Origin of the sequence: Peptoclostridium acidaminophilum DSM 3953, from assembly GCF_000597865.1 — a bacterium.
Taxonomy (GTDB): Bacteria; Bacillota; Clostridia; order Peptostreptococcales; family Peptostreptococcaceae; genus Peptoclostridium_A; species Peptoclostridium_A acidaminophilum.
The window spans coordinates 2187794-2199900 of sequence record NZ_CP007452.1 but is presented as its reverse complement, the minus strand read 5'-3'; the positions used below and the strand labels follow the sequence as shown (position 1 = coordinate 2199900).

Here is a 12107-nt window from a genome sequence, read left to right as displayed (position 1 = left end):
AATCATCAAAATATACTTAAAAAATGGATTTAAAGCAAAACTGGAAGAAAATTTGTTAACATGGGAAGACTATGATAGTATATATGCATATGCGAAATTCACTTTAAATAACGGAGGAAAAAGATAATGGAAAAATTGCCAAATTGTCCGAAATGCAATTCGGAATATACCTACGAGGATGGAACTCTTCTGGTGTGTCCGGAATGTGGCCATGAGTGGACTCTTGAATCGGAAGCTGAAACAGGCTCAGATGAAAAAGTAGTAAAAGATGCCAACGGAAATATCCTGAGCGATGGAGATTCCGTGACTATAATTAAGGACCTTAAAGTAAAAGGCAGCTCGTCTTCCCTGAAAATAGGCACGAAGGTAAAAAGCATACGACTGGTTGACGGAGACCATAACATCGAATGCAAGATTGACGGCTTCGGGGAGATGAAACTCAAATCAGAATTTGTCAAAAAAGCATAAAACGGAATGACGCCAACATGCTAGAGTAGATCTAAGCTGTTTCAAAAAGGGACAAGGTGACATAATTCATCTTCTCCCTATTTTTGTTTTTGCGAATGGAGTGGCAGATTAAAAAAACTTTTGCATTACATTTTTTTATAATATAATAAATAAAATGAATGGCTATCGCCGAGTTTCACATTGTGGAAGCGGGGAACCCGATAACTGGGGTGAAAATTTCTGTTTGAAACTATGCATGAATATTATGGCAGTATGAATATTATAACGTTTATAGGGGTAATGAAATATAAGGGGAGGAATTTTATGAGCAGAATTAAGATAGGAGTTTTTGGATTTGGACAAACAGGAAAGCTGGTTGTAAACGAGTTCATAAAGGATGAGAGATTCAATCTGGTGTGGGTAGTAAGAAAAGGCAAAAGTGATATTCATAAATATGCAAGCAGGCTGCTGGGCTATGAAAAGGACTGCGGTGAGATTTTTTCGATTGAAGAGATTACAGGCGACTTTTTCAAAGAAAAGCAGGTTGATGTAATAATTGATTTTTCGGACTCGTCAGGAGTGCAATACTACAAGGGAGCTGCGGACGCGGGCATAAGGATAATTTCGGCAGTATCCAAGTATGAGTCTGAAGACCAGAAGCTGCTTTATTCGCTTGCGGACAAGGTTGCCGTTTTGCACTCGCCAAATATAACTTTGGGAATAAACATATTGCTCGTGGCGTCGCAGATAATACAAAAGATAGCTCCGCATGCAGACATAGAGATTGTCGAGGAGCACTTCAAAGGCAAAAGGGAAGTGTCTGGAACTGCCCGCAAAATCGCAAATGTACTTGGGCTGGACGAGCAGGAGCGAGTTAATTCAATTCGAGTAGGAGGTATTGTAGGGCACCACGAGGTCATATTCGGAATGCCCTACCAGACAATACGACTTACGCATGACAGCATAAGCAGGGCGGCATTCGGACAGGGAGCGATATTTGCAGCGATCTTTTTAAGGGATCAGCCCAAAGGAATTTATTCTATGGAGAACATAGTAGCGGAGATGTTTTCCAAGCACAGACCTGTATATTAATAGAGCTGTAAGACGGATAAACATAGTTTGCAGAGCAATAATCATATATTGTGGACTGAGGCTTGGATACAGCTTTGTGAATGAAATTCTGTAAATTGGATAACTCTTGCAAATAATCATAAAAGAATATATAATAAAGCATAATAACATATTGAAAATGGTGATTACAAAAGCTGCGATTTATAAATTTCTCAAGAGAGCCGATGGTTGGTGAGAATCGGTGAAAGGTTAAATCTTTCCACTTTTGGAGCTGTCGGTGATGAACCGAAAGGCTGGTATCCTTTATCTTACTGTTGACGAGTGGCTGATTTCTATTAAAGATCAGCAATTTGGGTGGCAACGCGGATATTACTTCCGTCCCATGGGTATATTTATATATGCGTGGGGCGGGAGTTTTTGTTTTTTAGTAAAAAATAATAGTTATATATAGGGGGTAACAATATGCTGGATATTAAATTTGTAAGGGAAAATCCTGAAATTGTTAAGGAAAACATGAAAAAAAAGTTTCAGGAAAATAAGCTTGGTATGGTGGATGAAGTAATAGCTTTAGATGCTGAATTCAGGAATTCAAAGCAGGAGGCAGACGATCTAAGAGCCGATAGAAATAAGCTTTCAAAGCAAATCGGCGGACTAATGGCTCAGGGCAAAAAGGAAGAAGCAGAAGAATTAAAGAAAAAGGTTACTGCGGAATCAGAGCGCCTGGCTGAATTGGAAACAAAAGAAAATGAGCTTGAAGAAAAAATAAAGCAAATAATGATGACTATTCCAAACATAATTGATTCAAGTGTTCCCATAGGCAAGGACGACAGCGAGAATGTGGAAGTGGCTCGCTATGGAGAGCCTGCTGTACCTGATTTTGAAGTGCCATATCACATTCAAATCATGGAAAAATTAAGCGGTATCGATTTGGAAAGCGCTAGGAAGGTTGCAGGCAATGGCTTCTATTACCTTATGGGAGACATAGCAAGGCTTCATTCTGCAGTCATTTCATATGCCAGAGACTTTATGATAAATCGCGGCTTTACATACTGCATACCGCCGTACATGATTCGCAGCGAAGTTGTAACAGGAGTTATGAGTTTTGCAGAAATGGATGCCATGATGTACAAAATTGAAGGTGAAGATCTTTATCTGATAGGAACAAGCGAACACTCGATGATAGGCAAATTCATCGATACAATACTGCCTGAAGAATCTCTGCCTCATACACTCACTAGCTATTCTCCTTGCTTTAGAAAGGAAAAAGGAGCCCACGGCATAGAAGAGAGAGGCGTTTACAGAATACACCAGTTCGAGAAGCAGGAAATGATAGTTGTGTGCAAGCCTGAAGACAGCATGATGTGGTATGACAAGCTGTGGCAAAACACTGTGGACTTCTTCCGCACGCTTGATATACCTGTAAGAACACTAGAGTGCTGTTCTGGCGATCTGGCAGACCTTAAAGTCAAATCGGTTGACGTAGAAGCCTGGTCTCCAAGACAGCAAAAATACTTCGAAGTTGGAAGCTGCTCCAACCTGGGCGATGCGCAGGCTCGTCGTCTGAAAATACGTGTCAACGGCGAAAACAGCAAATATTTCGCACATACACTAAACAATACAGTGGTTGCGCCGCCAAGAATGCTTATAGCCTTCCTGGAGAACAACCTGAATGCAGACGGCTCTGTAAATATTCCTGTTGCACTTCAGCCATACATGGGCGGCATGACAGTAATAAAATAGCATTTACGCATACTGATTTGAAAGTCAAGGGACTATCCTTTGACTTTCTTTTTTTATGTCAATATCGGAGAGTTTGCCTGTTAATTCAGGTATAGGCTCAATCCAATTTTGGGGGTGGAGAGGTTTACAAAGGTGCGCACTTTTAATATACTGAGCATATACGCATGATATGTGGAGGTGCAAAAATGGCTAGGCAGAGAGGCAAAATATTTGGAGAGAAGATCAGGCACTTGCGTGATGAGAGGGAGCTTACTCAAAGCGCGTTGGCTGACAAAGCCGGCATTTCAATAATGCAGATAAAAAATATCGAGATTGGCAGAAACGGGACCACAAAGGAAGTGGCAGCAGCAATAGCCCTGGTTTTGGAAGTCCGATTAGAGGAGATATACATAGAGGACTTTCGCAACACGACAATTTTAACTCTTTCAAATTCAAAGGGCGGGGTCGGAAAGACAAGCTCTGTGCTTGGCCTTGCGCACGCCCTCTCAAGGATAGACGGCAACAAGGTACTCATAGTAGAGGCCGACATGCAAAGGAATCTGAGCTTCGGGCTGGGAATACCGGAAAACACAGGTATGAGTCTGTATGCGGCGCTCATGAGAGAGGACAACTTCGCAGGCTACATACAGCCTACGGGAACTGACAATCTCGACATCATAATAGCCGACTATTCTCTGGCTACTGTAGACTTTGAGCTCTCGAGGAAGCAGTATCAGGAGACGATATTCCAAAGGGGCATGAGCGAGATACTCGAAAAGGGTATGTACGATTACGTTGTTGTAGATACTTCGCCGAATCTTGGGCTTCTCAACTTCAACATACTCAGCATAAGCGACTATGTCATAGTGCCAGTTGAGCTCTCTGCCTACGGCCTGCAGGGGCTTGACACCATATTCAGATATATCAATAAAATAAAGGAAGTCAACCACAAGCTTGAGATACTCGGAGTGCTTAAGACGAAAGTCGACAGGCGGGAGGCCGTCACTGACACAGCGGACCGCGCGCTTGAGTCCGTGTTTGATAATGTGAGAATATTTGACAGTTATATTTCTATAGATACGAATGTAAAGAAGGCGCAATGGAGCAGGGAGCATATAAGCGAATTCGACCCGAGATCCAGGGCGGCAAAGCAGTATATGGCTCTTGCGAAAGAGGTGGTCAAGTATGGCAAGTAAAAACAAGAAGGATTGGGCAAATTCGAGCTTTACGGACGATTTTTTCATAAAAAGGGATGACTCGGGCAAGGATCCCTTTGGCTTCATGAGCGCAAAATCAGGGGCATATGTGCTGCAGCTGGAGCTCGATTTGCTCGATAAGGCACCGCTGGAGTGGAACTTCTACAGGCCACTGGACGAAGACAAGATGGCTGAGCTGGTGGAGTCCATAGAGCAAAAAGGTCTGCTGCACCCTATAGTAGTATGGGAGCAGGAAGCCATGTATCCTGAGCCGGCCCGTTACACAATACTTTCAGGGCATAACAGGGTAGAGGCCTTCAGAAGGCTGCATGAGGCGACAAATGATCCAAAGTATGCTGTTATAATGGCGCATGTAAAAAAGCCGCACGAGATAGACCAGGAGCAGGCCAAGGAGATAGTAATAGACACCAACTGGGTGTCAAGGCAGCTGAGCGCATACGAGAAAAGCCAGTCGATCATAAGAAAATACATGATACTTGGCAGCAAGGAAAAGAAGGCGCACGCCAAAGGCCTAAGAAGGGACATAATAGCCCAGGAGTACAGCATCACGGGAAGGCAGGTAGACAACTACAGAAAGCTTGCCGACCTGATAGAGCCGTTCCAGGAGATGCTGAGGAGTCAGGATTTGGGCGTAAAGGCTGGCGTCAAGCTTACGTATTTTGACGGCGACATGCAGCAGTGGATTTATGACAGCTTCGGGGAAGCTGTTTGTGACAACAAGGTTGTAAACGCAATAAAGGCGGGCATGAGCAGGGAGGAATTTGGCGCGCTGTTTAATCCGGAAGTTGGGGAAGTGAGCGTAGTCAAAATAGAAGTGCCTGCGGAGCTAAGGGAAGAATTTGTCGAGATGGCGCGCAAATGGATTAAGCTAAAGTCAAAGCAGTAGCTTGTTAAAAATTTATAAAAGGTGGAAACCGGTTTCCATGAAAAAAGCGTCGCCAATGCTGTTTTTAAAAAGCAGAGGCGGCGCTTTTGAAGTTTTACTCTAAACGGGAGGTTTCTCCCAAGACAAGTCCCTTGTTTCTTTCAAGCACGTTTCTTATTGACCATTCGTTCTGGAAGAGAACTACCGGGTCGCCTTGCTTAGTTTCGGCCAGCATAGTGTCCATAGCCAGCGTGAAGTTGGCAGGGTCGAATTTGTCCATTTCAATCCAGCGTATATAGCGGTATGGGAGCATGTGCATGTTGATGTCGACGTTGTATTCGTTCTTGAGGCGGTATTCAAGCACCTCGAATTGAAGCACGCCCACAACTCCCACAATCACTTCTTCCATGCCTGCATGGGGACGCCTGTATACTTGTATTGCGCCTTCTTCGGAAAGCTGCATTATTCCCTTGACGAACTGCTTGCGTTTTAGGGAATTTGGCGTTGATACGGTTGCAAAATGCTCCGGAGCAAACTGCGGAATACCTGTGTATTTAAGCTGCGAGTTGTCCTGGCAAAGCGTGTCGCCTATGTTGAATATGCCTGGGTCGTGTATTCCTATTATGTCGCCGGGGTAGGCCGTGTCTACAATGACCCTGTCCTGGGCCACGAACTGCTGTGGCTGGGCAAGCTTTATGCTCTTGTTTTTCTGTACATGGTTTACCGACATGCCCTTTTCGAATTTGCCTGAGCATATCCTGAGGAAGGCAATGCGGTCCCTGTGCGCAGGGTTCATGTTGGCCTGAATCTTGAATATGAAGCCCGAAAAATTAGAGGATTCGGGGTCGATATATCCAAGGTTGCTGCTGCGTGGCTGAGGCGGTCTTGTTATCTCAAGGAACGACTCGAGAAACGGCTCAACGCCAAAGTTTGTAAGGGCGCTTCCAAAGAATACCGGAGTCAGATTGCCGCTCAATATCTCATCCAGGTCATACTCATCCCCTGCAATGTCAAGCAGCTCTATGTCGCTTAGCAGCTGGTCGTAAAGTGCATCGCCCAGCAGGTCCTTGAATTTTCCGTCGAACATATCTCCGGTTGTAGATTTGGCGATTGACTGCCCATGGTTGCCGTCGTTGAAGAGCTCTATTTGATTTTTATGACGGTTGAAAACACCTCTGAAGTTTTTGCCTGAGCCTATAGGCCAGTTCATAGGACATGAACGTATTCCAAGTGCGTTTTCTATGTCTTCAATAAGCTCGAAAGGATTCATCCCTTCTCGGTCCATCTTGTTTATGAATGTGAATATCGGTATTCCCCTCATCTTGCAGACGTGGAAGAGCTTTTTGGTTTGTGCCTCGACTCCCTTTGAGCAGTCGATTACCATGACGGCGCTGTCTGCCGCCATTAGCGTTCTGTATGTGTCCTCGCTGAAATCCTGGTGACCGGGGGTGTCGAGTATGTTTATGCAAAAATCATCATACTCGAACTGGAGAACGCTCGAGGTTACCGAGATTCCCCTTTGCTTTTCAATCTCCATCCAGTCGGATACGGCATGCTTTTGTGAACGCCTCGACTTTACAGAACCGGCAGCGCGTATAGCGCCTCCGTAAAGCAGAAATTTTTCGGTAAGCGTAGTTTTACCTGCATCAGGGTGAGATATGATCGCAAAAGTCCTTCTTCTGCGAACCTCTTCTATGAAAGTGAAATTTTTCTCTGGCATATTTATCTTCCTTTTTGTTTGAAATATATTAAAAATCATTATAGTTAGCGCAGTATAAAAGTGTAACCTTAATGAGAATATACTTTTATCGTTTATATGTCAACAGAAAAAGCAAAGGGCATGCAAAAGACAGCCAAATGAACCTCCCCCACTTAACTCCTAACGGAGCTTGAAGCTGGGGGTTTCTTGCCATCGAAAAAACTTTCTCCCACGCGGACACGCAGGTTTGCTGCGTGCCCTCACAGCATCGCTGCGGGGGCAGATTGGGGATTCTAAGCAAGCAACATCCTTTCGGATGGGGCGGAACAGCCCGTCTACTAACTTCAAGCACAGGATGCCCTATGCTATCCGTAGATACGTTGTGTTCTCAATGTCGGCTACATACGTTATCCACCCGCTGTTAATGTGCTTGGAGAGGATGTTCCTTGCCCCGTGTATGTCACGGTGGCAGCTGTAGCTGCATTTGCACTTGTAGATTCTGCCAGAGGTCTTCTTCCTCTTGCCGCAGACAGGACATGTCTGTGTTGTGTAGCTCTCGTCAATCTTGGACATGGCTACGCCTAAGGCTTTGAGCTTGTACTCCATGTATTTTTGGAGTCTGTCGAACGCCCAGTTTGAGAGCTTTTGGGATTCTTTTTTCCTGAGCTTGCCCTTTGCATTACGCTGGACGCCTTCGACTTTGCCCACGGCGACTTCTCCCACAGCATTGGCTAAGCACCAATCGGCAAACTTCCTGCTGGACTTGTGCAATGCGTCCTTTAGCTGTTTTTCGGACTTGGACAAGATGTACTGCTTAGCCTTGTTATAGCGTCTCCACTGGCGCGAACCCTTCTTGCACCTGCTCATGAGCCTTTGAAGCTCTGCGAGTTTCTTGTTTCTGAGCCTGTGTATACTTCGAAGCTTTCTGCCTGTTACGATTAGGCTCTCGCCGTTTTCGCAGAATGCGGCGATGGAGTGAATCTCGCCAAGGTCAACGGCAACCCTGCTTGTTCCTGAAGCTTTGGCTTCAGCGGCGTAGTCGTCATAGCTCATGGAAACCATGAGCCCTCTGTCGTAGACAAGCTCGATTTCCTTGATGTCCCCCTTGGGAACATCCTTGCACCAGATGGTTATGGGCTTTTGCCTTTTGCCATCGAATGTGCCCATGGAAAGCTCTATTTTACCGTTTAGGAAAACCTTGAAAGCCTTGTCAACCCATTTGGTGTTGTAGTTTTTCTTGGTCTTGTAGGGATACTTGGCCTTGTAGCCCTTGAGCCTAGCGGCTCTGGCTGAATCCCTGGCGAATAGGTACTTGTGGCAAACGGCTTGCACCGACTGACTATGAAGCAAGAATCTGCCCTTCATTTCGGCTTGAAGCTGAGACTTGCCTATCCACTTTCCCTCGTTTGCAAGGGAGTAGTCCTTCGCAGACAAAAGGCAGGCGTTCCAGATTTCAGCCGAAAGCCTGTTGCACGCAAATAATCTGTCGGTGTCGGTTTTTGTGGCATAAAAATTGGTCTTGTGGCATCTAATCATTGGGATTGCTCCTTTCACAAACAATAAAGGAACGTGTGTTTGTCAATTTGATTATACCCGATTACTTGCTCAAAACCCATGATTTTCAAGAAAAAGACATAAATAATCAGCAATTCATCCCACCGCCTATGCTACGCTTAGAGGCGGGAGAATTCTTGCTGAAAAATCTGTTAAATTGCAGTCAGTTTAATTTTCCTGGAATATCGCATTATGCATTTATATGCTATAATGATAAAGCTGTAATGCTAACAAAACTTAAAAAACAATTATAAAGAAAGAGATGACTAAATGACAACAATCAATTTTAAGGATTACAATATAGGCGGCGAACTGCTAAAAGCAATAGAGCTGCTTAATTTCAAGAGCCCTACTAAGGTTCAGCAAGAGGTTATACCAGCCGCACTGGAGGGACGTGACATAACGGTCAAGTCACAGACTGGCAGCGGGAAGACGGCCGCATTCGCCATTCCAATATGCCAAATGGTGGAGTGGGAGGAGAACAAGCCGCAGGCGCTTGTGATTACTCCTACAAGGGAGCTTGCAATACAGGTACAGGATGATTTCTTCAACATAGGCAGATTCAAAAGGCTCAAGGTGGCATCAATATACGGAAAGTCTCCATACAGAAGGCAGGAGCGGGAACTAAGGCAAAAAACACACGTGGTTGTAGGGACGCCGGGCCGAATTATTGACCATATAGAAAGAGGAACGCTCGACACATCATGCATCAAATATCTCGTGCTTGACGAAGCGGATGAGATGCTGAGCATGGGCTTCATAGAGCAGATAGAAGCTGTAATAGGCAGTCTGCCTAAAGAGAGGATGACAATGCTTTTCTCGGCAACTATGCCTGCGGACATACACTCGCTCTGCAGCAGATACATGGAAGATCCAATCAGCATTGAGATAGAATCCAAAGGCCTTACGGCCGACAAGATAGAGCAGGAACGATACAGCGTGAACGAAGCTGACAAACTCGAACTGCTAAGAGACCTTACTATAGTTGAAAATCCGGACAGCTGCATTATATTTTGCAATACAAAGCAGAAGGTGGACGAGGTACATCGAGGGCTTTCAAGGCTTGATTATCCTTGCGATAAGATACACGGCGGAATGGAGCAGGAGGACAGGCTCAGTGTAATGGATGATTTCAAGCAGGGCGGCTTCAGATATCTCGTTGCCACAGATGTCGCAGCCAGAGGTATAGACATCGACAACATTACGCATGTAATCAACTACGACATACCTCAGGACAAGGAAGGCTATGTCCACAGGATAGGAAGAACGGGCAGGGCGAGCAGCTCCGGAAAGGCAATGACTTTCGTGACCCGCTACGAAGACAAGTTTTTAAATGAAATCCACAGCTATATAGGCAGAGAGATAGCTTTGAAGGAGAGGCCAGAGAATGCAGCCGTGGACAGCTCCAGGCATGAGTTTGAAAAGAAAGCAAGCGCGAGCCCTGAAATAAAGGAGACGAAAGGCGCGCAGCTGAGCAAAGAAATTATGAAGCTTCATGTAAATGCAGGCAAGAAAACGAAGATGAGGCCTGTAGACATTGTAGGCACGCTTTGCAACATAGAAGGCATGAGCGCGGCGGACATAGGTATAATAAGCATACTTGACGTCTCTACTTTTGTGGAGATACTAAACAACAAGGGCGAAATGGTGCTTGAAAAGCTCCAGAAGACACCTATAAAGGGCAGGCTGCGCAACGTTAGTAGAGCTTGTAGATAGCAGTGTAAATTGTTATAATTCTACTGTGACAGATTCGGACAAATTTTTTTAGAATAGAGGATAACAAAAATGATTCAAATAGAAAAACTTTCCTATGGTTTCCCTGCAAAAGATTTATATAAAGAGGTTTCGTTTACATTGGAAATGGGGCAGCACGCTGCTTTTATTGGAAGCAATGGCGCTGGAAAATCAACTCTTGTTGATATGATTATTCATCCGGATAAGTATTGGTACGATGGAAAGATAATCAAAGATGAAAGTTGCCGTATTGGTTATGCCAGGCAGTTTGCTGTGAGAGATAAAGAGCAGGAATGCACTGTTTTTGAATATCTAAGTGAGAAATTCGTGGAAAATCAAAAAGCGACACTTGCAGTGTGTGATGAAATGGCAGTGGCTGAGGATGTGGAGCCCTTATTTGAGCAATATCAGGCTCTTTCAGACGCCTTTGAGGCCATGGACGGAGACAATTATGAAAACAATATCCATAAACAGCTATATGTAGCCGGTATGCGTGAATTAGAAGAAACAAAGCTATCGCAACTTAGTGGTGGAGAGTATAAATTACTTCAGATTATGAGAGAAATGTTATTATCTCAAAATCTTCTTGTTTTGGACGAACCGGATGTATTTCTTGATTTTGGCAACTTAAATGGACTTTGTCAGTTGATTAATGGTTATAAGGGCACATTATTGGTTATTACACATAACAGATATTTATTGAATCATTGTTTTGACAAGATTTTACATTTGGAAAACGGTGATATTCAGGAATATGAGGGCAACTATGCAGAATATCGTTGTTCCCAGCTAAAGGAAAAATTAAAACTTAAACTGCAGAGTATTGAAGAACAGGAAGAAATTGAGCGTACCGAGAAAATGGTTGATAGTCTGCGCACAAGAGCTACGCTGGTTGCTAATCCTGTTATTGGAAGCGCCGTAAATGCAAAGCAAACACAACTTGACCGTTTACTTGCAAGACAAATTAAGGCACCTTTTATTGAACTTCGTGAGCCAAAGATTGAATTGCAGGCAATAGAAGTTGAAACAGGGAATACTGTTTTAAGCATTACAGATTATAATGTTTCATTTGATGAAAGTTTATTGGAAAATATCAATTTTGAATTACTATCTGGCGAAAAAGTAGCCATCGTTGGTGCAAATGGTACAGGAAAAACTACTTTAATGCGCGATATCTTAAAGAATAACCATCCTTCCATCCATATCGATGAGAATACAAGCTATGCATGTTTATCTCAGCTTAAGGACGAGAATATAGATGAAACAAAAACGGTATACGAGCTTATGGAAAACTTGGGTTTTGAGACAAGTGAAAGTATCCGTGAGTATCTCGGGAAATATTGTTTGGAAGGTGATGCCTTAAAGCAGAAGGTAGGCCAGTTATCAGGCGGAGAAAAGAATTTGCTCCAAATTGCGATGATTGCAAATACAAATGCAGAACTTCTTATTCTTGATGAACCGACTAGCCATTTGGATATTTACGCACAAATGGCTCTGGAAAAAGCCATTTCCGAATATAAAGGGGCCGTACTCATGGTAAGCCATGATTTCTATCTTGTAGCTAATTGTGCGGATTATGTTTTACTTGTAGAAGACAATACTATTAGACGTATGCGTACACGTTCTTTCCGTAAAATGGTGTATGATAAGTATTTCAATCAGAAGTATTTAGAAATAGACAAGAAAAAACAAGAATTAGAAGCCAATATTACATTAGCCTTTAAAAAAAATGAGCTGAAAACCGTAGAAAAACTTTGCAATCAGTTAGAAGTACTTAGCGCTAAGTAGTGAGTAGTATGGA

Annotated in this window: 9 protein-coding genes and 1 other annotated feature; of the genes, 7 read left to right on the top strand and 2 right to left on the bottom strand. The window is 43.7% G+C overall.

Going from position 1 to position 12107, the window contains the following annotated elements:
• Window positions 1-126: 126 nt before the first annotated feature.
• The 5 genes from EAL2_RS10715 (at window position 127) to EAL2_RS10695 (ending at window position 5340) form a co-directional block, all read left to right on the top strand.
• The gene (locus EAL2_RS10715) at window positions 127-468 is read left to right on the top strand and encodes a zinc ribbon domain-containing protein YjdM (protein ID WP_025436384.1); all 342 of its coding nucleotides are present in this window, start codon (window positions 127-129) and stop codon (window positions 466-468) included.
• A 303-nt stretch (window positions 469-771) separates the two neighbouring features.
• A complete protein-coding gene (locus tag EAL2_RS10710; protein WP_051489166.1) occupies window positions 772-1539 on the top strand; it encodes a 4-hydroxy-tetrahydrodipicolinate reductase in 768 nt (255 codons plus the stop codon).
• Window positions 1540-1693: 154 nt separating this feature from the next.
• Window positions 1694-1904 (top strand) — a binding site (T-box leader).
• Window positions 1905-1980: 76 nt separating this feature from the next.
• Window positions 1981-3258, top strand: a complete 1278-nt coding sequence (serS, locus tag EAL2_RS10705; protein WP_025436382.1) for a serine--tRNA ligase — start codon at window positions 1981-1983, stop codon at window positions 3256-3258.
• Window positions 3259-3443: 185 nt separating this feature from the next.
• Window positions 3444-4433, top strand: a complete 990-nt coding sequence (locus EAL2_RS10700) for an AAA family ATPase (RefSeq protein WP_025436381.1) — start codon at window positions 3444-3446, stop codon at window positions 4431-4433.
• Complete coding sequence (locus tag EAL2_RS10695; protein ID WP_025436380.1) at window positions 4423-5340, top strand: ParB/RepB/Spo0J family partition protein; 918 nt, start codon at window positions 4423-4425, stop codon at window positions 5338-5340. The genes EAL2_RS10700 and EAL2_RS10695 overlap by 11 nt, the downstream gene beginning before the upstream one ends.
• 94 nt (window positions 5341-5434) lie before the next feature.
• Here EAL2_RS10695 and EAL2_RS10690 read toward each other — a convergent pair whose 3' ends face one another.
• Complete coding sequence (locus tag EAL2_RS10690) at window positions 5435-7039, bottom strand: peptide chain release factor 3 (RefSeq protein ID WP_025436379.1); 1605 nt, start codon at window positions 7037-7039, stop codon at window positions 5435-5437.
• 339 nt (window positions 7040-7378) lie between these two features.
• Window positions 7379-8554 carry an RNA-guided endonuclease InsQ/TnpB family protein gene (locus EAL2_RS10685; protein ID WP_025436378.1) on the bottom strand — a complete coding sequence of 392 codons (1176 nt, stop codon included), beginning with the start codon at window positions 8552-8554 and terminating at the stop codon, window positions 7379-7381.
• 288 nt (window positions 8555-8842) lie between these two features.
• Between EAL2_RS10685 and EAL2_RS10675 the strand changes: the two genes are divergently transcribed.
• Together EAL2_RS10675 and EAL2_RS10670 are read left to right on the top strand one after the other, a co-directional pair.
• Window positions 8843-10288 carry a DEAD/DEAH box helicase gene (locus EAL2_RS10675; protein WP_025436376.1) on the top strand — a complete coding sequence of 482 codons (1446 nt, stop codon included), beginning with the start codon at window positions 8843-8845 and terminating at the stop codon, window positions 10286-10288.
• Between the two features lie 69 nt (window positions 10289-10357).
• Window positions 10358-12094: an ATP-binding cassette domain-containing protein gene (locus tag EAL2_RS10670; RefSeq protein ID WP_025436375.1), complete on the top strand. Its 1737-nt coding sequence runs from the start codon at window positions 10358-10360 to the stop codon at window positions 12092-12094.
• The last annotated feature ends 13 nt before the right edge of the window (window positions 12095-12107 follow it).